This is a genomic window from Rhizobacter sp. Root1238 (assembly GCF_001425825.1).
Taxonomy (GTDB): Bacteria; Pseudomonadota; Gammaproteobacteria; order Burkholderiales; family Burkholderiaceae_C; genus Rhizobacter.
The window spans coordinates 177,949-200,986 of the sequence record NZ_LMDM01000009.1 but is presented as its reverse complement, the minus strand read 5'-3'; the positions used below and the strand labels follow the sequence as shown (position 1 = coordinate 200,986).

Annotated in this window: 23 protein-coding genes and 1 pseudogene; 16 read left to right on the top strand and 8 right to left on the bottom strand. The window is 68.3% G+C overall.

The window, feature by feature from the left end:
- Positions 1-93 precede the first annotated feature (93 nt).
- Together ASC98_RS09300 and ASC98_RS09295 are read left to right on the top strand one after the other, a co-directional pair.
- Entirely contained in the window at positions 94-1,641 is a 1,548-nt protein-coding gene (locus ASC98_RS09300) for a methyl-accepting chemotaxis protein (RefSeq protein ID WP_056819896.1), read from the top strand.
- Between the two features lie 61 nt (positions 1,642-1,702).
- The gene (locus tag ASC98_RS09295; RefSeq protein ID WP_056816416.1) at positions 1,703-2,623 is read left to right on the top strand and encodes a DMT family transporter; all 921 of its coding nucleotides are present in this window, start codon (positions 1,703-1,705) and stop codon (positions 2,621-2,623) included.
- An 18-nt stretch (positions 2,624-2,641) separates the two neighbouring features.
- Here the strand turns inward: ASC98_RS09295 and ASC98_RS09290 are convergent, their stop codons facing one another.
- Complete coding sequence (locus ASC98_RS09290; protein WP_056816415.1) at positions 2,642-2,869, bottom strand: hypothetical protein; 228 nt, start codon at positions 2,867-2,869, stop codon at positions 2,642-2,644.
- A gap of 191 nt (positions 2,870-3,060) precedes the next feature.
- Between ASC98_RS09290 and ASC98_RS09285 the strand changes: the two genes are divergently transcribed.
- Positions 3,061-3,753, top strand: coding sequence for a DUF6781 family protein (locus tag ASC98_RS09285; RefSeq protein WP_056816412.1), 693 nt, complete (start codon positions 3,061-3,063; stop codon positions 3,751-3,753).
- Positions 3,754-3,757: 4 nt separating this feature from the next.
- On the opposite strand, the gene ASC98_RS09280 is transcribed toward ASC98_RS09285, so the two are convergent.
- Positions 3,758-5,344 carry a discoidin domain-containing protein gene (locus ASC98_RS09280; RefSeq protein ID WP_082541559.1) on the bottom strand — a complete coding sequence of 529 codons (1,587 nt, stop codon included), beginning with the start codon at positions 5,342-5,344 and terminating at the stop codon, positions 3,758-3,760.
- Between the two features lie 177 nt (positions 5,345-5,521).
- On the opposite strand from ASC98_RS09280, the gene ASC98_RS09275 reads away from it, so the two are divergent.
- The 7 genes from ASC98_RS09275 to ASC98_RS31605 all read left to right on the top strand — a co-directional run bounded on the left by ASC98_RS09275 (position 5,522) and on the right by ASC98_RS31605 (position 12,089).
- Positions 5,522-6,229: a FadR/GntR family transcriptional regulator gene (locus ASC98_RS09275; protein WP_056816406.1), complete on the top strand. Its 708-nt coding sequence runs from the start codon at positions 5,522-5,524 to the stop codon at positions 6,227-6,229.
- The gene (locus ASC98_RS09270) at positions 6,229-6,834 is read left to right on the top strand and encodes a TRAP transporter small permease (RefSeq protein ID WP_082541560.1); all 606 of its coding nucleotides are present in this window, start codon (positions 6,229-6,231) and stop codon (positions 6,832-6,834) included. Before ASC98_RS09275 ends, ASC98_RS09270 begins: the two co-directional genes overlap by 1 nt.
- Positions 6,831-8,231: a TRAP transporter large permease gene (locus ASC98_RS09265; RefSeq protein ID WP_056816402.1), complete on the top strand. Its 1,401-nt coding sequence runs from the start codon at positions 6,831-6,833 to the stop codon at positions 8,229-8,231. The genes ASC98_RS09270 and ASC98_RS09265 overlap by 4 nt, the downstream gene beginning before the upstream one ends.
- Positions 8,232-8,277: 46 nt before the next feature.
- Positions 8,278-9,264, top strand: coding sequence for a tripartite tricarboxylate transporter substrate binding protein (locus ASC98_RS09260; RefSeq protein WP_056816399.1), 987 nt, complete (start codon positions 8,278-8,280; stop codon positions 9,262-9,264).
- A 10-nt stretch (positions 9,265-9,274) separates the two neighbouring features.
- A complete protein-coding gene (locus ASC98_RS09255) occupies positions 9,275-10,255 on the top strand; it encodes a sialic acid TRAP transporter substrate-binding protein SiaP (RefSeq protein WP_056816760.1) in 981 nt (326 codons plus the stop codon).
- 52 nt (positions 10,256-10,307) lie between these two features.
- The gene (locus tag ASC98_RS09250; RefSeq protein WP_056816395.1) at positions 10,308-11,090 is read left to right on the top strand and encodes an SDR family oxidoreductase; all 783 of its coding nucleotides are present in this window, start codon (positions 10,308-10,310) and stop codon (positions 11,088-11,090) included.
- Positions 11,091-11,219: 129 nt separating this feature from the next.
- Positions 11,220-12,089 carry a hypothetical protein gene (locus tag ASC98_RS31605; protein ID WP_157597645.1) on the top strand — a complete coding sequence of 290 codons (870 nt, stop codon included), beginning with the start codon at positions 11,220-11,222 and terminating at the stop codon, positions 12,087-12,089.
- 21 nt (positions 12,090-12,110) lie between these two features.
- On the opposite strand, the gene ASC98_RS09235 is transcribed toward ASC98_RS31605, so the two are convergent.
- The gene (locus ASC98_RS09235; protein WP_047504418.1) at positions 12,111-12,314 is read right to left on the bottom strand and encodes a hypothetical protein; all 204 of its coding nucleotides are present in this window, start codon (positions 12,312-12,314) and stop codon (positions 12,111-12,113) included.
- Positions 12,315-12,460: 146 nt separating this feature from the next.
- Here ASC98_RS09235 and ASC98_RS30230 point away from each other — a divergent pair, with 146 nt between their 5' ends.
- The 4 genes from ASC98_RS30230 to ASC98_RS31600 all read left to right on the top strand — a co-directional run bounded on the left by ASC98_RS30230 (position 12,461) and on the right by ASC98_RS31600 (position 16,954).
- Positions 12,461-12,889: a hypothetical protein gene (locus ASC98_RS30230; protein ID WP_157597646.1), complete on the top strand. Its 429-nt coding sequence runs from the start codon at positions 12,461-12,463 to the stop codon at positions 12,887-12,889.
- A complete protein-coding gene (locus tag ASC98_RS09225) occupies positions 12,886-14,373 on the top strand; it encodes an ImmA/IrrE family metallo-endopeptidase (RefSeq protein ID WP_162249204.1) in 1,488 nt (495 codons plus the stop codon). The genes ASC98_RS30230 and ASC98_RS09225 overlap by 4 nt, the downstream gene beginning before the upstream one ends.
- Positions 14,374-14,485: 112 nt before the next feature.
- Positions 14,486-15,028 (top strand): pyridoxamine 5'-phosphate oxidase family protein, encoded by a 543-nt coding sequence (locus tag ASC98_RS09220; protein WP_056816379.1) that lies wholly within the window; start codon positions 14,486-14,488, stop codon positions 15,026-15,028.
- 117 nt (positions 15,029-15,145) lie between these two features.
- Complete coding sequence (locus tag ASC98_RS31600; protein ID WP_162249205.1) at positions 15,146-16,954, top strand: glycosyl hydrolase; 1,809 nt, start codon at positions 15,146-15,148, stop codon at positions 16,952-16,954.
- Here the strand turns inward: ASC98_RS31600 and ASC98_RS32040 are convergent.
- Together ASC98_RS32040 and ASC98_RS32035 are read right to left on the bottom strand one after the other, a co-directional pair.
- A complete protein-coding gene (locus tag ASC98_RS32040; protein WP_255358611.1) occupies positions 16,942-17,583 on the bottom strand; it encodes an AraC family transcriptional regulator in 642 nt (213 codons plus the stop codon). The two genes, ASC98_RS31600 and ASC98_RS32040, sit on opposite strands and share 13 nt — an antisense overlap.
- A 64-nt stretch (positions 17,584-17,647) precedes the next feature.
- Positions 17,648-17,854 (bottom strand): annotated as a pseudogene (locus ASC98_RS32035) (AraC family transcriptional regulator); the annotation flags it as partial.
- Between the two features lie 143 nt (positions 17,855-17,997).
- Here ASC98_RS32035 and ASC98_RS09205 point away from each other — a divergent pair.
- Entirely contained in the window at positions 17,998-18,294 is a 297-nt protein-coding gene (locus ASC98_RS09205; RefSeq protein ID WP_047504410.1) for a hypothetical protein, read from the top strand.
- Positions 18,295-18,315: 21 nt separating this feature from the next.
- Here ASC98_RS09205 and ASC98_RS09200 read toward each other — a convergent pair whose 3' ends face one another.
- From ASC98_RS09200 to ASC98_RS09190, 3 genes are read right to left on the bottom strand one after another with little or no spacing between them, the layout of a single operon-like run.
- Entirely contained in the window at positions 18,316-20,673 is a 2,358-nt protein-coding gene (locus ASC98_RS09200) for a response regulator (RefSeq protein WP_056816377.1), read from the bottom strand.
- Complete coding sequence (locus ASC98_RS09195; RefSeq protein WP_369820409.1) at positions 20,670-21,629, bottom strand: DMT family transporter; 960 nt, start codon at positions 21,627-21,629, stop codon at positions 20,670-20,672. Before ASC98_RS09195 ends, ASC98_RS09200 begins: the two co-directional genes overlap by 4 nt.
- Entirely contained in the window at positions 21,593-21,901 is a 309-nt protein-coding gene (locus ASC98_RS09190) for a DUF2007 domain-containing protein (RefSeq protein ID WP_056816374.1), read from the bottom strand. The genes ASC98_RS09195 and ASC98_RS09190 overlap by 37 nt, the downstream gene beginning before the upstream one ends.
- 61 nt (positions 21,902-21,962) lie before the next feature.
- On the opposite strand from ASC98_RS09190, the gene ASC98_RS09185 reads away from it, so the two are divergent.
- Positions 21,963-22,973, top strand: a complete 1,011-nt coding sequence (locus ASC98_RS09185; protein WP_056816371.1) for a quinone oxidoreductase — start codon at positions 21,963-21,965, stop codon at positions 22,971-22,973.
- Positions 22,974-23,038: the final 65 nt, after the last annotated feature.

Genomic DNA, 23,038 nt, shown 5'->3' with positions numbered 1-23,038 from the left:
CGTCGCCTGTCCGATAGCCGGGTATTGCGTTGCCGTTGTCGGTGAAGTGCCGACAGCGGCATCCCCGTCCCTGCAGTTCCGAGGACTTTTCCCATGACTTCCTTCTTCTCGCGCATGCGCCTGGCCCCGCGGCTGGCGCTGGCCTTCGGCCTGGTGATGCTGGTGACCTCGCTGGCGGCCGGCATCGGCATCTGGCGCCTGGACCGGCTGCAGGACATCGCCAACGACCTGGGCGGCGCGTCGTCGCAGCGCGCGCTGCTGGCGCGTGAACTGCATTCGATCGTCGTGCTGAGCTCGGCCCGTGCCGAGACACTGCTGCAGATCGACGACGCCGAGTTCGCGGCCCGCATCAACGCCGACCGCAAGCTGACCTCGGCGCGCTCCGAGGTGGTCCGCAAGACGCTCGAAGACCTGTCCGACACCGACCGCACGAAGGAGTTGTTCGGCGTCATCGACGAGGCCGGCGGCAAATTCCGCGGCGTGCGCGATGGCCTGGTCAAGCGCAAGGCAGCCGGCGAGAAGGTGGCCGGCGACGACATCGCCGGCAAGCTGCGCCCGGCGGCCGATGCCTATGCGAAGGCGGTCGACGACCTGGCGGCCTACCAGGCGCAGCGCGTCGAGGAGGCGCGGGCCGCGGCCGCGCGCAGCGAGCGCGAAGGCATCACGATGCTGTCGATCGGCATCGCGGCCGGCGTGCTGGTGAGCCTGGGCTGCGCCTGGGCGCTGTCGCGTTCCATCGTCGTGCCGCTGGCAGGCGCTTCGAAGATGGCCGAGCGGGTGGCCGCCGGCGACCTGAGCACGGCACCGGTGGCGACCGGCTCCCACGACGAGGTGCAGGCGCTGGTGTCCGACCTGGGCGCGATGCAGGGCAAGCTGGCCGAGCTGGTCGCGAGCGTGCAGAACGTCAGCGAATCCATCACGACGGCCAGCACCGAGATCGCGGCCGGCAACCTCGACCTGTCGGCGCGCACCGAGCAGACCGCGTCGAACCTGCAGCAGACCGCGTCGAGCGTCGAGCAGCTGACCGCCACCGTGCGGCAAAGCGCCGATGCGGCGAAGCAGGCCAACCAGCTGGCGCTGTCGGCCTCGGGCGTGGCCACGCACGGCGGCGAGGTGGTGGCCGACGTGGTGCAGACGATGCAGGCCATCGCCGGTTCGTCGAAGAAGATCGGCGACATCATCGGCGTGATCGACGGCATCGCATTCCAGACCAACATCCTGGCGCTGAACGCGGCGGTCGAAGCGGCGCGTGCCGGCGAGCAGGGCCGCGGCTTCGCGGTGGTGGCCGGCGAGGTGCGCAGCCTGGCGCAGCGCTCGGCGCAGGCCGCGCGCGAGATCAAGAGCCTGATCGGCGACAGCGTCGGCAAGGTCGAGTCGGGCACGCGGCTGGTCGAAGAAGCCGGCACGACGATGCGCGAGATCGTCAGCTCGGTGCGCCGCGTGACCGACATCATCGGCGAGATCAGCAGCGCGGCCGGCGAGCAGAGCGACGGCATCGGCCAGGTCAACCAGGCGATCGCCCAGCTCGATCACATGACGCAACAGAACGCGGCACTGGTCGAGGAGTCGACCGCGGCGACGCAGAGCCTGAAGGACCAGGCGACGATGCTGTCGCGCGCGGTGGGCAGCTTCAAGCTGTAGCCCGGCTGCGAATCCGGGATACCGGGTCGGCGCCCGCGCGACGGTCCGTAGAATCGCCGCGATGAGCAGCCCCTCGGCGGTACCGGCGACAGACACGACCACCCCTCAACGCCACTGGCCCGGCCTGCTGCTGGCCACGCTCGGTGCCATCGCGTTTTCCGGCAAGGCCATCATCGTCAAGCTGGCCTACCGGCACGACGTCGACGCGGTGACGCTGATCATGTACCGCATGCTGTTCGCGCTGCCGCTGTTCCTGCTGCTGTCGTGGTGGGCGGGGCGCGGCAAGCCGGCGCTGACGCGGCGCGACTGGATCGTCGTGCTGGGCCTCGGCTTCAGCGGCTATTACCTCGCGAGCTTCCTCGACTTCGCCGGGCTGCAGTACATCAGCGCGAGCCTCGAGCGGCTGATCCTCTACCTGAACCCGACGCTGGTGCTGTTCCTCGGCGTCGTGCTGTTCCGCAAGACGGTGAACCGCCGCCAGCTGATGGCGCTCGGCGTCAGCTATGCCGGCGTGCTGCTGGTGTTCGGGCACGAGATCCAGCTGGTCGGCTCGCACGTGGCGCTCGGCGCCGCGCTGGTGTTCGGCAGCGCGGTGAGCTATGCGCTGTACCTGGCGTTCAGCGGCGAAGAGGTCAAGCGGCTGGGCGCGCTGCGGCTCACGGGTCTCGCGACCACGGTGGCCTGCGTGCTCTGCATCGGGCAGTTCGTGGTGCTGCGGCCGATGTCGGCGGCGGTGGTGGCGCCCGAGGTGATCTGGCTGTCGGTGCTGAACGCGACACTGTGCACCTTCGCGCCGGTGCTGATGGTGATGATGGCCATCGAGCGCATCGGCGCGACGATGGCAGCCCAGACCGGGATGGTCGGGCCGCTGTCGACGATCCTGATGGGCGTGCTGATCCTCGGCGAGCCGTTCACCGGCTGGGTGGCGGCCGGCACCGTGCTGGTGCTGGCAGGGATCTGGCTGTTGGCCAAAGCCCGCTGAACCAGCGGGCTCTCGGGCTCAAGTCTCTGCGTCGGCTTCCTTGCAGGACGGCGCGCAGACGAACTGGGTCTTGCCCAGCAGCTTGCGCGACTTCAGCGAAGTGCGCGCGCGGTGCTTGCCGCACAGGAAGCACGACATCGTCGCGGCGCTGAACACGCCGGCAGACGCAAACGGAGAGCCGGGAGCCTTGGTGCGATAACGCAGGCCTTCGGCATCGATCGAGTTCTTGACTTGGTCTTTGGCCATGGATCAGGGGGTTGCGGGCGCGGGTCGCGCACCCGGAGGGAAAGGGCTCGGATCGCAGGCCCCATAGAGGGCCCGCGGCCGCGCGGGTCCGACATTATCAGGGCTGGCGAGGTTTCCTTCCCGAAAACAGTTGGATACCCTTGCGGGGCGCCGGATTCCACCGGTCGCGCACCCATCACCAGGAGAAGCGAATGAGCAAGTCAGGGATCGACCAGGACGCACTGATCGCCATGTTCTCGCAAGCCAGTGCCCGCCAGGGCGAGGCGCTGCGCAAGGCGGTCGGCGAGGCGACGCTGAAGGCGCTGCAGGGCCGCGAACTGACGCTGCAGAACATCCGCGGCGTGGTGAAGACGGTGACCAAGGCCGCGTCCACCGGGCTGGCCGACAACCCGTCGCCGGCGATCGACCCCGAAGCACTGCTCGGCAAGGCCTTCGCCGGCATGGACGGCGCGCTGCTGCAGGCCGTCGAAGCGCACCGCAAGGCGCTGCAGCAGTTCGTGGACCAGGGCGTCGGCCTGCAGGAAAAGCAGCTGAAGGGCGCGCTGGCCGACCTGGAGAAGATGGAGGACACTTTCTTCTCGACCGTCAGCAAGGCGGCCGGTTCGGCTACCGAGCCGCTGCAGGGCGCCTGGAGCCAGGTGCTCGAGACGATGAAGCTGAAGGGCACCGACACCGGCGCGCAGGCCTCCAGTGCGGTCGAGCAGCTGGTGTCGCAGGCGCAGACGGCGATCCGCGACAGCCGCGCGCTCGGGCTGAAGACGGCCCAGGCGCTGCTGGACAGCTACTCGGCACTGGTCAGCGGCGTGCTGATCGGCATGGCCGAGGGGCTGCAGCAGGGCGGCGAGGCCGCCGAGGCGCCGGCCGCGAAGACGCGGCGCCGGTAGCGGATCAATGCACGGAGAGTTCGGTGACGCTGTTCCACTGGCTCGCCGTGCTGCCATGCCCGGTGATGCGCACGTAGCGCGCCGTCACGTCGGTGATGTCGTAGAACTCCTTCGCGGTCGTCTGGCCGCTGGAGATGCCGCGCCAGCGCGTCGTCCAGCCGTTGCCGTCGGGCGAGGTCGCGATGTCGAAGCGCGCGGTGCGCTGGTCGCCCAGGTAGAACGCCACCCCGACCTTCTGGATCGCACGGCTCGAGCCGAGGTCCAGCGTGATGGCCTGGCCGTCGCCCTCGGCGCTCCAGCGCGTCGCGAGGCTGTTGTCGATCGCGTTGGCGGCCGGGTTGCCCGCCTGCGCACTGGTCGCGCTGACCGCCGCCACCGACAGCGCCGCCAGCCCTGGGTCGACACGCCGCCAGCGCTGCATCGCCTCCAGCAGGTAGTAGTCGCCCCAGGCCGTGCCCTGGTTGTACAGCGTGTTGCCGGCGTAGTGGTTGTACGCGCTCTGCAGCAGCAGCGCCTGGCTGTTCGACGGCGAGCCAAGCGTTGCGAACCACGGCGCCGACAGCAACGCACTCAACGCCGTGCGTGCCGCGTTGCGGTAGGTCGTTGCTCGGGCGCTGTCGGTCTCCAGCAATGACAGCTCGATCAGCCCCGATGCCGCGATCGCCGCGGCCGAGGTGTCGCGCGGCGCATTCGGGATGGCCGGGTCGTTGAAATCCCAGTACGGCACCGCGTCGGCGGGCAGGTGCGCCAGGTACCAGTCGGCCATCTTGCGCGCGGTATCGCGGAAGGTGGTCTCGCCGGTGAAGCGGTACGCCATCGTGAAGCCGTGGATGCCCCAGGCCTGGCCGCGCGCCCACGTCGAGCTGTCGCTGTAGCCCTGCACCGTGGTGCGCGATTTCACCGCGCCGGTCACCGGGTCGTAGGTGACCAGGTGGTAGCTGCTGCCGTCGGCGCGCACGTGGTTGTCGCGCGTCTTCAGCGCGTGGCTGCGCGCCTGGTTGTAGAGCGTCGCCGAGCCGCCGTGCTGGCTGGCCCAGAACAGCAGCTCCAGGTTCATCATGTTGTCCATGATCACCTGGAAGTTCGCGTTGTCGCCGGTCGAGCCCCACGAGCGCACCGCGCCCACCGTGCCGTTGTAGCGCTGGCTCAGCGAGTTCGCGGCGGTCAGCGCCACCTGCCGGTAGCTGTCGACGCCGGTCAGCCGGTAGGCATTGCCGAACGGCGTGAACACCATGAAGCCGACATCGTGCGTGCCGGTGTTGGTGTCCTGGCCCTCCATGCCGTTCTGCCAGGCCTGTGCCTGCGTGCTCCAGCCGTCGGCCGCGAATTGGCCGTGCAGCAGCCACAGGTTGGCGGCGAAGAAGCCGCTGGTCCATTCGCCGGCGCCGGCGTAGGTCCAGGCCTGCGCGGCGTCGCTGGTGGTGACCTTCGGGTACGAGGTCTTGTTGCTGCGCTGGGCCACCGCGCCGTCCTGCTGCACCGCGACGGCCCAGCCGTTGCGGATCTTCAGGTCCAGCGCGTCCTCGGCCTGCGCGACCCCGTGCCAGGTCAGCGCGCATGCTGCGGCCACGAGCATCGATCTCGGTGTCATGTCGTCTCCTTCGTTGTTCTGATCGGCAAAACCGACGAAAGGGATTGGACAAGTGGTCAGGCCAATTGGCAACACGCAGGCGTCAGGGAGTTCCCTGTCAGGGCCAACCCCTCTTGGATCGAGGGGTCGGCTCCCGGAAGATCAACTGGCCTGACCAATTCCCGGCTTCCGGCATCCATGCCCATCCAGACCATCGAGAGCCGCCGGCTGTACCGGCAGATCGCCGACCAGCTGAGCCGCCTCATCGACAAGGGCGAGTTCCGGGTCGGTGCGCGGCTGCCGTCCGAGCGCGACCTGTCGGAGCAGCTCGGCGTGAGTCGGCCGTCGGTGCGCGAGGCGCTGATCGCGCTGGAGGTCGAGGGGCTGGTCGAAGTGCGCGGCGGGGCGGGCGTGTTCGTCTGCGCGCGCAAGCCGGCCAGCACGCCGCACCGAGCCGAACAGGCGCAACCCGGCCCGTTCGATCTGATCCGCGCGCGCTGGATCATCGAGTCCGAAGCCGCCGCACTGGCCGCGACACACGCCACCCCGGAACACCTTCAACGCCTGAAGAGCGCGCTGAACGATATGCAGCGCTACGCGACACACGCGCCCGAGGCGGTGGCGGCCGACGAACGCTTCCACCTGTGCCTGGCCGAGGCCAGCGGCAACAGCGCGCTGCTGATGGTGGTGCAGCAGCTGTGGGAGGCGCGCACCGGCCCGCTGTACACGCAGATGGAATCGCACTTCTCCGGCGAGGCGGTGTGGAAGCAGGCCGTCGAGGAGCACGGCGAGCTGCTGCAGGCGGTGGCCGGGCGCGATCCGCGCGCGGCGCGCGAAGCGATGCGCAAGCACATGAAGAATGCCGAGGTGCGCTTCGCCTCGGGATGGAAGCCCGGAGAGCACTGATGCCGCTCGACACGCCGCTCAACCCGTCGCTGGAGACACCGACCCAGGCGCCGCCACCCACCGTCGCCGAGGAGGCGGCGCACTTCGACATCCACGATGCCGAGGTCGACCTGCGCGCCTACCGCGCCGAAGACTGGCTCGCGTTCGTGCTGTTCGCGCTGCTCGGCGCGACGGTCTTCTACCAGTTCTTCACCCGCTACGCGCTGAACGATTCGGCGTCGTGGACCGAGGAGATCGCGCGCTACTTCCTGGTCGCGATCGTCTTCATCGGCGCGGCGATCGGCGTGCGCAAGAACAACCACATCCAGGTCGACTACCTGTACCGCGTGCTGCCGGCGAAGCCGATGCGCGTGGTGGCCACCGTGGTCGACGTGGTCCGCATCGGCTTCCTCGGCACCTGCGCGGTGCTGACCTGGCAGCTGATCGGGCGCATCGGCGCGAGCCGCATGGCGGTGGTCGACCTGCCGATGGGGCTGGTGTATGGCGCGGTGCTGCTGGGCTTCGCGGCGATGACCTGGCGCGCGATCGACGTCGCACGCGCGAACTGGCGACGTGCTGCGTCGGTGCTCGAGAAACCCGAACTCGCGGACGAGGTGCACCCATGACCGCGGTCTTCAAGCTCGTCTTCCTGGTGTTCATGGGCGCCGGCGTGCCGGTCGCGATCGCGATGGCCGCGGCAGTGCTGCTGTTCGTGCTGCTGAGCGGCAACGCGCCGCCCTTCGTCGTGATCCACCGGATGGTCGGCGGCATCGACAGCTTCCCGCTGCTGGCGGTGCCGTTCTTCATCCTGGCTGGCAACCTGATGAACGTGGCCGGCATCACGACGCGCATCTACAACTTCTCGCTCGCACTGGTGGGCTGGCTGCGCGGCGGGCTGGCGCACGTCAACATCGTCGGCTCGGTGATCTTCGCCGGCATGAGCGGCACCGCGATCGCCGATGCGGCCGGCCTCGGCACCATCGAGATCAAGGCGATGAAGGACCACGGCTACAGCACCGAGTTCGCGGTCGGCGTGACGGCCGCGTCGGCGACGCTCGGGCCGATCATCCCGCCGTCGCTGCCGTTCGTGATCTACGCGATGTTCGCCAACGTCTCGGTCGGCCAGCTGTTCCTGGCCGGCATCGTGCCCGGCGCGGTGATGGCGCTGCTGATGATGCTGACGGTGGCCTGGTTCGCGCGCCGCAACGGCTGGGGCCGCGACACGCAGCCCGAATGGCGCCGCATCGCGAAGGCGCTGGCCGAGCTGGCGGTGGTGGTGGCGTTCCCGTTCGTGCTGTGGGCGCTTTCAAGAACCGGCGTCAACATGCAGCTCGCGACCGCACTCGCGTTGGCGGCGCTGCTGGTGGCCGACCGCTTCTTCCGCTTCGACGCGGTGCTGCCGATCATGACGCCGGTGCTGCTGATCGGCGGCATGACCAGCGGCCTGTTCACCGCCACCGAAGGCGCGATCGCCGCCTGCGTGTGGGCGCTGTTCCTCGGCCTGGTCTGGTACCGCACGCTGAGCCTGAAGACGCTGGTCAAGGCGTGCATGGAGACGGTGGAGACCTCGTCGACGGTGCTGTTCATCGTCGCGGCGGCGTCGATCTTCGGCTGGATGCTCACCGCGACGCGCACCACCGAGTTGATCGCGCAATGGGTGCTGACCTTCGCGACCGAGCCCTGGCAGTTCCTGCTGCTGGCGAATGCGCTGATGCTGTTCGTCGGCTGCTTCCTGGAGCCGACCGCGGCGATCACGATCCTCGTGCCGATCCTGCTGCCGATCGTGCAGCACCTGGGCATCGATCCGGTGCACTTCGGGCTGGTGATGGTGCTGAACCTGATGATCGGGCTGCTGCATCCGCCGATGGGCCTGGTGCTGTTCGTGCTGGCGCGCGTGGCCAAGCTGTCGGTCGAGCGCACGACGATGGCCATCCTGCCGTGGCTGGTGCCGCTGCTGGGCTCGCTCGCGCTGGTGACCTTCGTGCCGGCGATCTCGCTGTGGCTGCCGCGGCTGCTGTCCTGAGTTTTTCTTTCCCGACGACAACGACGACTGAACGGAGACAACGACGATGATTCGCTTCGACGCTGCGCGGCATGCCCTGCTGTTGGCCGCCGCCTGCCTGCTGCCCCTGGCCGGCTTCTCGGCCTTCACCGTTTCCAACGCCCGGGCGGCCGACTACCCCACGCGCCCGATCGAGCTGCTGGTGCCCTACCAGCCCGGTGGCGGCACCGACGCCCTCGCGCGTGCCTTCGCCGAGGCCTCGCGCAAGCACCTGCCGGCCTCGATGTACGTCAGCAACAAGCCGGGTGCCAGCGGCGCCATCGGCTGGGGCTACGTGATCAACAGCAAGCCCGACGGCTACACGCTCGCGGTGATGACGGTCGAGATCGCGACGCTGCCGCACCTGGGCCTCGCGAAGTTCACGCACGAGGATTTCATCCCGATCGCGCAGCTCAACGCCGACCCGGCCGCGATCACGGTGCGCGCCGATGCGCCGTGGAACACGTACGAGGAGTTCATCGCCGCCGCGAAGAAGGGCGACCTGCGCGTCGGCAACTCGGGCGTCGGCTCGATCTGGCACCTGGCCGCCGCGGCGCTCGAAGACCGCACCGGCGCGAAGTTCCTGCATGTGCCGTACCAGGGTGCCGGGCCGGCGGTGCTGGCGCTGATGGGCTCGCAGATCGACGCGGTGTCGGTCAGCCCGGCGGAAGTCTCGACCTATGTGCAGGCCGGCAAGCTGAAGACGCTGGCGGTGATGGCCGACCAGCGCGTGAAGGGTTTCGAGAAGGTGCCGACGCTGAAGGAGCGCGGCGTCGACCTGAGCATCGGCACCTGGCGCGGGTTGGGCGTGGCCAAGGGCACGCCGCAGGACGTCGTCGACGTGCTGCGTGCCGCGACCCAGAAGACCGCCGCCGAGCCGAGCCTGCGCGAGGCGATGGACAAGCTGAACCTCGGCTACGCGTATGCCGATGCGGCGGCCTTCAAGACCGTGATCGCGCGCGACCACGAGACCTTCAAGGTGCTGATCCCGAAGCTGAACCTGAACAAGCCATGAGGAGACGTTGATGAAGTTGACCACCGTCCTGACGCAGTTCGCGTCCATCGCCGTGCTGGCGCTGTGCAGCACCGCCGGCCTCGCGCAGACCAAGCTCAAGTGGGCCCACGTCTACGAGACCAGCGAGCCGTACCACAAGCAGGCGCTGTGGGCCGCCGAAGAGATCAGGAAGCGCAGCAACGGCAAGTACCTGATCGACGTGTTCCCGGCCTCGACGCTCGGCAAGGAGACCGACATCAACCAGGGGCTGACGTTGGGCACGGTGGACATCATCTACACCGGGATGGCGTTCGCCGGACGGGCCTACCCGCCGCTGTCGATCGCGTCGGGGCCGTTCATCTTTCGCGACCATGCGCACTGGCAGAGCTTTCGCGACAGCCCGATCTTCAAGGAGCTGGCCTCGGGGTATGAGAGCAAGAGCGGTGGCAACCACATCGTCGGCTACACCTACTACGGCCAGCGCCACCTGACGGCCAACAAGCAGGTGCTGAAGCCGGAGGACATGAAGGGCATGAAGCTGCGCGTGCCCGATGCACCGCTGTACATGATGTTCCCGCGCGCGGTCGGCGCGAACCCGACGCCGATCGCCTTTGCCGAGGTGTACCTTGCGCTGCAGAACGGCACGGTCGATGCGCAGGAGAACCCGCTGCCGACCATCGAGGCCAAGAAGTTCTACGAGGTGCAGAAGTACACGATGCTGACCGGTCACATCACCGAGTCGCTGCTGACCATCGTGTCCGGGGCGGCCTGGGGCAAGCTGCCGGCCGACGACCGCAAGCTGTTCGAGCAGGTGCTGTGGGAGGCCTCCACGCGCTCGAGCAACGACATCCTCGAATCGGAGAATCGCATGGTGGCTGATTTCGAGAAGGCCGGCCGCACCATCGTCAAGGTGGACCGCAAGCCGTTCATGCAGGCGGTGCAGAAGGCCGTCACGGCGCCCGACGCGCCGTGGTCGAAGGAGCTGTATGACCGGGTCGAGGCGCTGAAGTAGCGAGTTCGCCGAGAATCCTGGCGCATCGCCGGCCGGCGTCGAAAGGAATCTCGTGGATCTCGGAATCGAAGGCAAGTGGGCGCTGGTGTGTGCCGCCAGCAAGGGCCTGGGCAAGGGCTGCGCGCAGGCGCTGGTGCGCGAGGGCGCCAACGTGGTGATCACCGCGCGCGGCGCCGAAGCGCTGGAGGCGACGGCCACCGAACTGCGGGCGCTGAAGCGCGGCGAGGTGCGCACGGTGGCCGGCGACATCACGACGCAGGTCGGGCGCGAGGCCGCGCTGGCCGCCTGCCCGCAGGTCGACATCCTGGTCAACAACGCCGGCGGACCGCCGCCGGGCGATTTCCGCGAGTGGGACCGTGACGCGTGGATCAAGGCGCTCGACGCCAACATGCTGACGCCGATCGAGCTGATCAAGGCGACGGTCGATGCGATGGCGGCGCGCGGCTACGGGCGCGTGGTCAACATCACCTCGGGCGCGGTGAAGGCACCGATCGGCGTGCTCGGGCTGTCGAACGGCGCGCGCAGCGGGCTGACCGGCTTCGTCGCCGGCTTGGCGCGCAGCAACCTCGCGGCGAAGAACGTGACGATCAACGGCCTGCTGCCGGGCGCGTTCGACACCGACCGGCTGCGCACCACGGTGCGGGCCGGCGCGCAGAAGGCCGGCCAGGACGCCGATGCCGCATGGGATGTGCGCCGCAAGGCGATCCCGGCCCAGCGATTCGGCACGGCCGACGAGTTCGGCGCGTTCTGCGCCTTCCTGTGCAGCGTGCAGGCGGGCTACCTGACGGGGCAGAACATCCTGCTGGACGGTGGCTCGTATCCGGGGACGTTCTAGGAAAAGAATGTACCGCGCGTGGAACGATGTGGCGGCCGGCGTGACATACCGGGCGTTACCCAGGTGAGGGCTCGGCGCTTGTGAGGCTGAGGTGGCGCCTGGGGTGTCACTTCAAATGCAAAGGCCATCATGGGTTCCCCCCAGACTTCTTCCTGCCCCCAGTCGCGACCCGGCCCAAGCCGGCAATCATCGTCGTCCTTCCAGAAGTCAGGCACGCAGGTCGCATCGCAGCATCATTGCGGCCGCGTTCACCACGCGCGGAACGGCGCCCGGCACCTCTGCCTGAGGCCGTTCACAGCCACCTATCGGCCCATCGAGAAGTTCATCGACGAAGGCACGACCCCTGGCGTTGGCGCCCTGGTCCACGTACTTCGCGAGTGTCAACAACACCATTGGGAAGCACGTTGGCAGGACTCGCGCGGTGCCGCTCACTGGGTCAGTGAGCACGACTTCGCGTTGATCGGCAAGCTCGTCGATTCGATGTTGTCGCCGCAAAACATCCAGGACTTCAACGCGCTGTCCGGTGACATGCAGCGAGCGGTCAAGAAGCTGCATGCGCTGCGAAACACACCAGGACAGCCACGCTATACCGCGTGGACCACGCTTAGCAGGTTGCTGAAGACTCCGCCGACGGTGGCGCATCGCGGAGCGCAGGCACCGGTTCGTCAGCCTGTGCAGGCAGTTCCGTCACCGGTGCCGTGCCCACGGCCGGTCGCAGCCCCGGCGGCTGCGCCAGGGGATCGAGCGGGTTCTCCCGCTCAGTTGCCGAAGTTCCGTGATCTGCTCGCTCGCATGACCAGTCCGGGAATCCTGATGGAGAAGGACATGCAAGACCTGGCCAGTCTGTGCGCGGAGCGGAGCAAACCGGGGGTCTGGAGCAATCGGCTCATCTACCTGATGGGGATGACGCACATGGCGCTGGACAACAACGACCGGGATTGCCGCGACTGGATGGTTGAGTTGCGCGCCGGCCTGGACCTCGAATATCCACCGGCCTGAGTTGCTTCTCGCGCAGGCCCGTCAGCCTTCGCCCAGCATCGGCGCCTGCGTCAGCTCCGCGTCGACGTTCATCAGCACGCTGGCCAGCGACAGCGCGCGCCAGAGGTGGGGCGGCATCGCCATGATCGCTTCCGGCGACTTGGCGCTGGCCACCCAGGCGCCGATCTCGGCATGTTGCTCGATCGTCAGCAGGTGCCGGCGCCGCATGTCGTCCAAGGTTTCCATCGAGGGCCTTTCAAGGTGTCGAAGGTGGCAGGGGATGACGGATCATCGCATCCGAAGGTTCATCCCGCAGGGGCCGGGGGATCGGGGCATCATGGGACTCTTGTTGCAGAATGACCGCCTCTTGCCGCGGATCAGGAACGAATCGAATGGATCAGCCACTCAAGCCAAACGAGTTGGTGCGCTACCGGGGTTCGCCCAAGCACAAGAGTCGACCAACCGGTGAGAGAAAGGGGACGCTCTGTCCGGAGTGGACTCACAGCACCGAAAGCGGTGGCTATCAGTACGATCCATTCACCCACGATTGGGCGAAGACCATGGCCTGGAAGCTTTTCGAGAATGCCGAGTCGTCACCGGACGGACGCCGTCGCTTTGCGACGCTGAATGGACTTGCATTCGAAGCGAAGGCGACTCAGGACGGGACGTGGCATGGCTATCCAATTTCCTGGGAGAGCGTTCCGCAGGATCTGATGCAGCGCTGGCTGGGTGAAGGCACGGTGTCTCGTCGACAGATCAAGCAGCATTTCATCAAGGGGCCCGACGACCTCCGATGGGCCATGGAAGCCGATGTGCCATGAGCGATTTCATTTCCTTTGGATCGCCGGGTCTTTTCGAGATCGCAGCGCGTTGGTCTACTGACGACGAACCTCGTGATCGACTGCCGCAGGAAAGCGGGTGGTCATCGGGCGATCTGCGAATCACGGTGTGCGACCGAGTGCTGACCACGCGAAGCATGGCCGGGACTGTTGAGGATCACCTGTCGTGGTACCTGTCGCCGATCTTCGACTGGCTGTTGTCGCAATGGACATGGCTGTTTCATGAGGAGGCCTACGCTTGGCCGGAGAAGAGCGGTTCACCCGCAGCGGTTGCCGCATTTTCCGCGCTGGGACGTTACATCGCGTCGGAAGACGAAGTGCTTTCCGCAACCTATCGAGAGGTCCAGGGCTGGTGGCGCAGGCATGCGCTGCGGGCTGCAGATCCGAGTGCCGTCTACCCGGACGTCTGCATGCGCCGGCTCGACGACGACATCGAGATTTCTTGGGGAGGGCGTCAGCCCAGCTTTGCTCCCGATGGATTTGCCTTGATGATCTCCCCGGGCTTTGCGATCTTGCCGGTGGAGGCCGTCGCCACCCCGTTGTGGCAATTCCTGGAGTGGGGTACATCGACGGGCGAGGGCGCGAATCCTCGGGATCTGGAAATGATCGGCGCGTTGCAGGTGCGTCTGCGGCAACTGAAGAAGACCCCGCTGCGCGAGCTCGAACTCGTTCACATCGACGCTCGACTGCACGGGTTGTTCGAGAAACTTCGTGACTCCCACCAGTTGGACCGAGTCGAGTTGCGTGTGAAGGACGTGCCGGCCATTGCCGCTTTCGATCCTGCCGTGTTGATGTTCGGAGGGCTCAATCCGGACATCGGGGTGAAGGATGCGCAGTCCTTGACGAACTTTCTGGCAAAGCATCAGCGCGGCGCGGAGAGCGAATCGCTCAGAAAACTGGTCAGCAACGATGTGCGAGTTTCCGCGATGGAGGCTTACTACGAGGGCTATGAGCTTGCCTATGAGGTGCGCGCCAGGCTGGGCATCGATGCCTCACACACGTGCGTGAATATTCGCGGGCTTCTTCATGCGCTGGGTGTGCACATTGAAGAGGTGGCGCTTGAAACAGACTCCGTCCGAGGCGTGGCGGTGGCCGGTCAAGGTTTCGGATCGGCGATCCTGATCAACACGTCCAGCGTCTACAACAAGACTGAGGACGGACGAAGGTTCACGCTTGCGCACGAGTTGTGCCACGTCCTTTTCGACCGAACCAGAGCCAGGAGACTGTCGCACGTCAGTGGTCCGTGGACGGCTCCGAGAGTCGAGAAGCGTGCCAATGCGTTTGCCGCCATGTTCATGGCGTCGACCACTGCCATACGGAAGCTGCTGGTGACAACCGACGCCGAGCATGTGAGGCGGCTTGCCAAGACATTCCAGATGGGGTTCTCGGCCTTGATCGAGCACCTCTACAACGTCGATTTGATCAGCGATGCGGACCGTGAGCGCCTCAGGATGGCGGTGGACTGACGCCTCTGGTGGCTCGAACGCCGATCTCGGGCACAAGGTCGGACGCGGCTTACGTCGACACGGCATGCACCCTGGCTGACAGTGCGCAGCTTGCACAGGACGATGAAGCCCCATGGACTCCATCAACCAGCAACAACCCGAGCAGAACCGCGAGGATCTGCAAGCCGCCGACGCCATCGCCCGCATCCGCGAGGTCGTCGACAAGAACGCGTCGTGCTTCTTCTGCACGGCGAGCCGCGTCGGCGATGCGATTGCCGCGCGGCCGATGAGCGTGCAACAGGCCGACGAACGCGGCCACCTGTGGTTTCTCAGCGTGAGCGACAGCCACAAGAACGCCGAGATCGCGGCCGACCCGCAGGTCACGCTGTATTTCCAGGCCTCGAAGCATTCAGATTTCCTGCAGTTGCGAGGTCGCGCAACGATCTCGACCGACCAAGCGAAGATCAAGGAACTGTGGTCCGCGCCGATCAAGACCTGGTTCACCGGCGGCGTCGATGACCCGCGCATCACCGTCATCGAATTTGCCCCGACCGACGGCTACTACTGGGACAACCAGCATGGCGACGCCGTCGCCGGCCTGAAGATCCTCATCGGCGCCGCCATCGGCAAGACGCTGGACGACTCGATCGAAGGCCGCATCCGCCTGCCGAGCTGACAGCTACACACCTGCTCACATCCCCGTCGTTGCCAACTGGAACCAGTTCCATAACACTGCCCCCGCAGGCGATGACCTGCCAACAACAGGGGACGGACGATGCGCAGGATTCACTCGATGTGGAAGGCCGCCGGCGTGGCCGCGGCGATCAGCCTGATCGGCACGCTGGCCGCTTGCGGCGGCTCTGAAGGCGACCGTGCGGGCGGCACCGCGGAGTCGCCGACGGCCACCGCGCCGAGCGAGGCGGCGGCCGCCTTCGCGCCGTCGGCCGACACCACGCTGCCGCTGCAAGCGGAGCGCTACGTGCTCGCCAACACCGGCACCAACCAATGCCTCGAAGCCGCGCCCGAGAACGTCGACGGTGCGCGCTTTCGCTTCGCCGATTGCAACAGCGGCACGGCCCAGGCCTTCACTGTGAGCCTGGATGCTGCAGGCCGCTACAAATTGTTGGCCGCCAGCGGCCGTGCGATGGATGTCGCTGGCGCCTCGGGCGCCGACGGCGCCACCGTGCAGCAGTGGACCGACAACGGCACCAACGCACAGCGCTTCGCCTTCAAGCGGCTCGGCGGCAACCGTTTTGCGCTGGTGAACTCGGGCAGCGGCAAGTGCGTCGCGCCGTCGAGCAGCAGCGGGCTGCAGCAGCTCGCCTGCAAGGACGAGCCGGCCCAGTCGTTCACCGTGCACCCTGTCGCCAGCGGCGGCAAGGCCGGGCCCGCAGTGGGCCGCTATTCGGTCCGCTCGGTGCATTCGCAGCTGTGCATCGGCATCGAAGGCGCGAGCACCGCCGACGGCGCCCGCCCATTGCAGGCCGCCTGCGCGAGCGATGACGCCCAGCGCTTCGACATCGCCTCGGCCGGCGGCGGTGCCTGGCGCGTGACCAACGTGCGCAGCGGCAAGTCGATCAGCGTCGCCGCGTCGTCCACCGCCAACGGCGCGGCCGTGCAGCAGCTCGCCGACACCGCCGCCGCGAACCAGCGCTACACCGCGACCGCCGTCGGCGACGCCTTCGAGCTGAAGGCGCGCCACAGCGGCAAGTGCCTCGACGTGCGCGACTTCAGCAATGCGGTCGGCGGCGTCGTGCATCAGTGGGACTGCACCCGCAGCGACAACCAGCAATGGCGCCTGGTGCTCGATGGCGGCACGACGACGCCGTCGAACCCGGTCGGCAAGAGCGCCAAGCGCGGCATCGCGTACGACGTGGCGACCACCGGCGACCTGAACGCGCTGTCGCCCGGCGTGTCGTGGTGGTACAACTGGTCGCCGCGGCCGAAGCTCGCGCCGCCGGCCGGCACCGACTTCGTGCCGATGCTGTGGAACTTCAGCTTCAACGACGCAGAGATCGAGGCGCTGCTGAAGGCCAACCCGCGGTACACCTACCTGCTGGTGCTGAACGAGCCGAACCTGTGGGGCCAGGCGACGATGTCGCCGGCCGATGCAGCGGCGGCGTGGCCGCGCGTCGAGGCGCTGGCCGCGAAGACCGGCGTGAAGATCGTCGGTCCGCAGATCACCTGGGGCAACCTGGCCGGCTTCGAGGACCCCGTCGTCTGGATGGATGCCTTCTACGCCGCCTACCGCGCCGCCAACGGCCAGCGCGCGCCGCGCATCGACATGCTGGCGTTCCACTGGTACGACTACGGCCTCGCGGCCCAGCTCGATCGCCTGACGAAATACGGCAAGCCGTTCTGGGTCACCGAGTTCGCGAACTGGCACAACGGTGACGGCTCGGCGCAGATCGACAGCGTCGCGAAGCAGAAGGCGCAGATGAGCGAGATGGTCGGCGTGCTGGAGAACCGGGCCGATGTCGTGCGCTACGCCTGGTTCACCGGCCGCTGGAGCAACGACGTGCACTTCTCGAGCCTGCTCGGCGCCGACGGCCAGCTCACCGAGCTGGGCCGGTACTACCTGTCGCTGCCTTACAAGCCCTGAGCGTCCGGCGCAAGGCCGGTGGAGACGTCGCGCACCGGTGGCTGCCCGTACAGCCGCGCGTACTCGCGGCTGAACTGCGACGGGCTCTGGTAGCCGACGCGGTGGCCGGCCGTCGCGACGCCCAGCCGCTCGACCACCATCAGCCGGCGTGCCTCGTGCAGGCGCAACTGCTTCTGGTACTGCATCGGCGTCAGCGCCGTCACCGCCTTGAAGTTGTGGTGCAGCGACGACTCGCTCATGCCGACATGCGACGCCAGGTCCTCGATGCGCAGCGGCTCGGCGAAGTGCCGGCGCAGCCAGTCGACCGCCTTGCCGACGCGGTGGCTGCGGCTGTCGGCCGATGCGATCGCCAGCAGCCGCCCGCCGTCGGGGCCGGTCAGCAGGCGGTACAGGATTTCTTCTTCGACCAGCGGCGCAAGCGCCGCGATGTCGTGCGGGCTGTCGAGCAGGCGCAGCAGCCGGATCACCGCATCGAGCAGTTCCGGCGGCGCGCGGTTCACCGTGACGCCGCGCAGTCCGTCGCCGGCCGCGGCGGCCTGCGGCGCGCGCACGCGGCGCAGCAGTTCGGTGAGCCGCACGCCGTCGATCGCCATGCCGAGGCCGAGGCTGGGGGATGCCTCGCTCGCCACCGTGGACGCGCGAGACGATCGGCAGGTCGACCGACGTGACGAGGTAGTCGCCGACGCCGTAGCGGTACTCGTCGCTGCCGAGCGTCAGGATCTTCTCGCCCTGCGCCAGCAACGCAAAGCACGGCCATTGCGCTGCGTAGTGCGGCTGCGACGGCGTGGAGCAGCGGCCGAAGAACAGGTTGCCGACGGCGGTGCTGGCTTGCCCGTCGTCGGGCGCGTGGCGGGCGATCAGCGCAGCGATCTCGGCGTAGCGGTCAAGGTTCGAGGCCATGCCGGCGATCTTGCCCGAGGCGCGGCGCAGTGCTGCGCCGCGACCGCGCGATTTGCAGGATCGTGCATGAGTTCTGGAGGATTCGGCTAACGGGCCAGCCCGAGGCTGCAGGATGATGCGAACCGTCTCACCGGAGGAAGCCCATGACCGAAGCGATCGAAATCACCACCTTCAAGCTCGCGAACTGCACCTGCGACGACTTCATCGACGCCAACGTCGAGATCGACGACTGGCTCAAGCGGCAGGCGGGTTTCCGCTCGCGCCGGCTCGCGCAATGGAACGACGGCACCGTCGTCGACATGCTGATCTGGGATTCGGCCGCGCACGGCCGCGTTGCGATGGCACGGCTGATGAACGAGATGGGCCACTCACGGGTGCACGCGATGATCGACCAGCCGACGGTGTCGTGGAGCGTGGCGCCGGTGCGGCACCAGATCTGAGCGGGTTCGTTCCCGAGCCCCTCACTCCGTCCGCTGCACCGCCCGCGCCTTCAACCGCCGCTCGATCGCCGCCACCAGCTGCTCCTGCGTGAACGGCTTCGCGACGTAGTCGTCCATGCCGGCCGCGAGGCAGGCTTCCACGTCGCCCTTCATCGCGTTCGCGGTCAGCGCGACGATCGGCAGCCGGGCGCTGCCGGTCACGCCTTCGGCGCGCTCGATCTCGCGCAGCCGCGCGGTCGCCTCGAAGCCGTCGACCACCGGCATCAGGCAGTCCATCAGCACCACGTCGAAGGCATGGCTGCGGGCCGCATCGATCGCGGCCTGGCCGTCGGACACCACCTGCACGTCGTAGCCGGCGAGCCGCAGCATCTGGGCCGCCACCTCCTGGTTCACCAGGTGGTCTTCGGCGAGCAGCACGCGGGCGCTCCTCACCGGGCCTGCCGGGCCGGACGGTGCGGGCGGGGAGGGCAGGGCGGCGTCGGGCGCCGGCTGCGCCTCGTGCGCCAGCAGGTCGATCAGCGCGCGCCGCAGCTCCTGCTTGCGCACCGGCTTCGACAGCCAGCGCTCGATGCCCAGCCGCGTCAGGCTGATGGTCGGCATGTCCAGCCCCTGCGAGCTCAGCATCACCAGCTTCAGCCCGTCGAGCCGGCGGTTCGCGCGGATGCGCTGCGTCAGCGTCAGGCCGTCCATGTCGGGCATGTGCACGTCGAGGATCGCCAGGTCGTGCACCACCGGCCGCTTGCTCATCAGCTCGAGCGCATGCTCGCCGCTGCTGGCGGTGTCGACCCGCAGCCCCCAGGCCGTCAGCTGGTGGCGCAGGATGTCGAGGTTGGTGCTGTTGTCGTCGACCACCAGCACCTGCAGCCCGTGCAGCGTCGAGGCCTCGCGGTCGGTCAGCATCGTCGCGTTGTCGGGCACCAGCCGCATCGGCAGCGAGAACCAGAAGCGCGAGCCTTCGCCGCGCGTGCTCTGCAGCTGCAGCTTGCCGCCCATCATCGCGACCAGCTGGCTCGAGATCGTCAGCCCGAGGCCGGTGCCGCCATGGCGCCGGGTGCGCGAGCTGTCGGCCTGCGTGAAGGCGTCGAACACCCGCGCCTGGTCGGCCGTCGAGATGCCCGGGCCCGAATCCGACACCGCGAACTCCAGCAGCGCCGCATGGTTGTGCGCCGCGCTGCTCGCCGGCAGCTTCACCACCGAGATCATCACGTGCCCGCGCTCGGTGAACTTGACGGCGTTGCCCATCAGGTTCATCAGCACCTGGCGCAGCCGCGCCGCGTCGCCGTAGGCGCGCACCGGCAGGTCGGGGCCCATCTGGCAGATCACCTCCAGCCCCTTCGCATGCGCCTGCACCGCGAGCAGCTCGGCGACGTCGTAGGCCACCTCGCAGGGGTTGAACGGTAGCGACTCGACCTCGAACTTGCCGGCCTCGATCTTCGAGAAATCGAGGATGTCGTTGATCACGCCCAGCAGCGCCTGGCCCGAGCGGTGCGCGCTGTCGGCGAAGCGGCGCTGCTGGTCGTTCAGCGTCGTGCCCATCAGCAGCTCGGTCATGCCCAGCACGCCGTTCATCGGCGTGCGGATCTCGTGGCTCATGTTCGCGAGGAACTGCGACTTCGCCTGGCTCGCGGCCTCGGCGGCGTCCTTCGCGGCCTGCAGCTCGGTCAGGTGCCGGGCCTTGTCGGCGGACGCCATTTCCATGCGCCGGCGGATCAGGAAGCCGTAGACCAGCATGCCGAGCGTGATCGCGGTGACGACGACGGCGCTCGCGAATTCGAGCCAGCGGTAGCGGCCGACCGACTGCCCCAGCGCATCGAACTGCGCCTTCTGGAGCGTGCGCGAGATGCGGCCGACGCCGCGCAGGTCTTCCTGCAGCCGCGCATAGCTGCGGTCGACCTCGACCATCGCGCGCGACGCGGCGTCGAGCCGCTGCTCGGCGAAACGCTGCAGCGTGGTTTCGGATTGCTCGACCATGCGCTGCACCGTGGCGCCGGCCGATTGCAGCCCTTGCACCATCAGCTCGCGCTCGCCTTCGATCGGGTGGTCTTCGAAGCGCTGCAGCGTGGTCGCGAGCGACTGCTTGAAGCGCTCATGCGCCGCATGCAGGCGCTGGCGCTCGGTGTCGACCTGGCCGGACGCGAAGATGTCGTTGGCCGGGGTGTCGACCTCGCCGGCCAGGCGGCGCAGTTCGCCCAGCGCCTCGAAGCGGGTGGCCCAGCTGCGGTCGGCGGCCAGCGAATCGCCGAAGCGGTCGTTGACCTTGACGCCCAGGAACTGATCGAGCCCGATCACCAGCAAGATCAGCAGCGCAGCGGCACCGTACAGCAGCTGCCACGAAGGCTTGCGGGCGGGGGAGGCTGCGTCGGAACCGGAAGCTGTCATGGTGTCCTGCGGGGCGCTGCGCGGGATGTTACGACGATCCCCGCGGCGATCAACCCGAAAGCGGCGATGTGGTACCACTGCGGGTCTTCACCGAGCATGGCGGCCGACATCAGCGCGGCGAACACCGGTGTCAGATTGGCGAAGAAGGCGGCGATCGCCGGCCCGACCGCGGTGACGCCCGCGCCCCAGCAGAAGTAGGCGACGATCGACGGGCCGATCGCCACGTAGGCGAGCGCCGCGTAGACCGAGCCGGACCACAGCACCGGCTGGCCGGTGAGCGCGTGTTCGACGCCCGCGCCGGCGCCGGCCCACAGCGCGCCGAAGCCGACCTGCGCGAGCAGGAACTCGGCGCCGCTCCAGGCCGGCCGCTCGGGGTAGCGCATCGAGGCCGGCGGGCGCGCCAGCATCCAGCTGTAGATCGCCCACAGCGCGGTGGCCAGCAGCATCAGCAGGTCGCCGGGCACCAGGTGCAACTGCAGCAGCGTCGACGGGTGGCCATGCGACAGCACCAGCGCGACGCCCAGCAGCGACAGCACGGCGCCCGCCGCCTGGCGCCGCGTCGGCTGCTCGCCATACGCTAGCGCGCCGATGGCCAGCATGAAGAGCGGCGAGCTGGCGGCGATCAGCGTGACGTTGATCGGCGTCGAGGTGCTGACCGCCATGTACTGCAGCGCGTTGTAGCTGCCGACGCCCACCAGGCTCAGCGGGGCCAGATAGCGCCAGCGCTCGAGCAGGTCGCGCGGTTGCTTCCACAGGCGCCAGCCGAGCGGCAGCAGCAGCACGAAGGCCAGCGCCCAGCGCAGCGCGTTCAATGCGAGCGGCGGCACGCTGCCGACCATCAGCCGGCCGACCACCGCGTTGCCGGCCCACAGCACCGGCGGCAGCGTCAGCATCAGGATGATGCGGGGATGCAGCGCCGTCATGCCGAAGGCATCGCGGCGCCGCAGTTCCAGCACTGCTCGAACGGGCCGTCGATCACTTCATGGCATTGCGGGCAGGCCCACAGCCGGCGGCGCGGATGCTGCAGCTCGTTCAGCCGCACGATGGCGAGCGCATGGTCGGCCTCGTCGTCGACCCACAGCTCGGGCAGCGTCTCGCTGGGCGGCACGCCGCCCGACAGGCTGCTGGCGAACGCGCGCTGCACGGTCGTGGGAATGCCCGTCTGCGTGAGCATGTCGGCCCACAGCTGGGCGAGGGCGAGGTTGGGTGCGGTGGTGAGGCGTTTCAAGACCGGAGGCGGGCAGGGTCGCGGGAGTGCTGGCACGATAACGCATCCACTGGAGCCACCGATGCCTCTTACTGCACACGCCGCACACCCCGCGCAAGCCGTCCGCCTCGACCGGGCCGGCGGACCCGAGACCCTGACGCTGTCGGAGGTCGCGGTCGGCGAGCCCGGCCCGGGCGAGATCCGCATCCGCCACCATGCGGTCGGCATCAACTACATCGACGTCTACCACCGCAGCGGTGCCTATGCGCTGCCCGCGCCGTTCGGCATCGGCGTCGAAGCGGCCGGCGTGGTCGAGGCGGTGGGCGAGGGCGTCACGCACCTGCGTGCCGGCGACCGTGCGGCCTACGTCAGCCAGCCGCCCGGCGCCTACGCGACGCTGCGGTTGATGCCGGCGAAGTGCGTCGTGAAGCTGCCCGACGCGATCGGCTTCGACGAAGGCGCGGCGATGATGCTGAAGGGCTTCACGACGCAGTACCTGCTGCGCCGCACGCTGCCGCAGGGCGGCCTCGCGGCGGGCGATTTCGTGCTGTTCCATGCCGCGGCCGGCGGCGTCGGGCTGATCGCCTGCCAGTGGGCGCGCGCGCTCGGGCTGCAGCTGATCGGCACCGCGAGCACCGACGAGAAATGCGCCGCCGCGAAGGCGCACGGCGCGGCCTTCACGATCAACTACGCCCGCGACGATTTCGCGGCCCGGGTGCGCGAGATCACCGGCGGCAAGGGCGTGAAGGTGGTGTACGACGGCGTCGGCCGCGACACCTGGGACAAGTCGCTCGACTGCCTGCAGCCGTTCGGCCTGATGGCCAGCTACGGCAGCGCGTCGGGCAAGGTGCCGCCGTTCGACCTGGGCGTGCTCGGCGCGAAGGGCTCGCTGTTCCTGACGCGACCGACCGTCTTCACGCACATCGCGACGCGCGAGTCGACGCAGGTCATGGCCGACGAGCTGTTCGCGATGGTGACCAGCGGGCAGGTGAAGATCCCGGTGGAGCACCGCTACGCGCTGAAGGACGCGGCGCAGGCGCATGCCGACCTGGAGTCGCGTCGCACGGTGGGTGGGTCGGTGCTGATTCCGTAGGCTCTCTTGCGAGCGCCCTTCGCGCCGCACCCGACCGCGAGGCCAACCACTCGATATGTAGTGCG

Bases quoted from the DNA above. Each gene is read 5' to 3' on its own strand.
- ASC98_RS09300 (WP_056819896.1), top strand. From the start codon at position 94: ATGACTTCCTTCTTCTCGCGCATGCGCCTGGCCCCGCGGCTGGCGCTG.
- ASC98_RS09295 (WP_056816416.1), top strand. From the start codon at position 1,703: ATGAGCAGCCCCTCGGCGGTACCGGCGACAGACACGACCACCCCTCAA.
- ASC98_RS09290 (WP_056816415.1), bottom strand. From the start codon at position 2,869: ATGGCCAAAGACCAAGTCAAGAACTCGATCGATGCCGAAGGCCTGCGT.
- ASC98_RS09285 (WP_056816412.1), top strand. From the start codon at position 3,061: ATGAGCAAGTCAGGGATCGACCAGGACGCACTGATCGCCATGTTCTCG.
- ASC98_RS09280 (WP_082541559.1), bottom strand. From the start codon at position 5,344: ATGACACCGAGATCGATGCTCGTGGCCGCAGCATGCGCGCTGACCTGG.
- ASC98_RS09275 (WP_056816406.1), top strand. From the start codon at position 5,522: ATGCCCATCCAGACCATCGAGAGCCGCCGGCTGTACCGGCAGATCGCC.
- ASC98_RS09270 (WP_082541560.1), top strand. From the start codon at position 6,229: ATGCCGCTCGACACGCCGCTCAACCCGTCGCTGGAGACACCGACCCAG.
- ASC98_RS09265 (WP_056816402.1), top strand. From the start codon at position 6,831: ATGACCGCGGTCTTCAAGCTCGTCTTCCTGGTGTTCATGGGCGCCGGC.
- ASC98_RS09260 (WP_056816399.1), top strand. From the start codon at position 8,278: ATGATTCGCTTCGACGCTGCGCGGCATGCCCTGCTGTTGGCCGCCGCC.
- ASC98_RS09255 (WP_056816760.1), top strand. From the start codon at position 9,275: ATGAAGTTGACCACCGTCCTGACGCAGTTCGCGTCCATCGCCGTGCTG.
- ASC98_RS31605 (WP_157597645.1), top strand. From the start codon at position 11,220: ATGGGTTCCCCCCAGACTTCTTCCTGCCCCCAGTCGCGACCCGGCCCA.
- ASC98_RS09235 (WP_047504418.1), bottom strand. From the start codon at position 12,314: ATGGAAACCTTGGACGACATGCGGCGCCGGCACCTGCTGACGATCGAG.
- ASC98_RS30230 (WP_157597646.1), top strand. From the start codon at position 12,461: ATGGATCAGCCACTCAAGCCAAACGAGTTGGTGCGCTACCGGGGTTCG.
- ASC98_RS09225 (WP_162249204.1), top strand. From the start codon at position 12,886: ATGAGCGATTTCATTTCCTTTGGATCGCCGGGTCTTTTCGAGATCGCA.
- ASC98_RS09220 (WP_056816379.1), top strand. From the start codon at position 14,486: ATGGACTCCATCAACCAGCAACAACCCGAGCAGAACCGCGAGGATCTG.
- ASC98_RS31600 (WP_162249205.1), top strand. From the start codon at position 15,146: ATGTGGAAGGCCGCCGGCGTGGCCGCGGCGATCAGCCTGATCGGCACG.
- ASC98_RS09205 (WP_047504410.1), top strand. From the start codon at position 17,998: ATGACCGAAGCGATCGAAATCACCACCTTCAAGCTCGCGAACTGCACC.
- ASC98_RS09200 (WP_056816377.1), bottom strand. From the start codon at position 20,673: ATGACAGCTTCCGGTTCCGACGCAGCCTCCCCCGCCCGCAAGCCTTCG.
- ASC98_RS09185 (WP_056816371.1), top strand. From the start codon at position 21,963: ATGCCTCTTACTGCACACGCCGCACACCCCGCGCAAGCCGTCCGCCTC.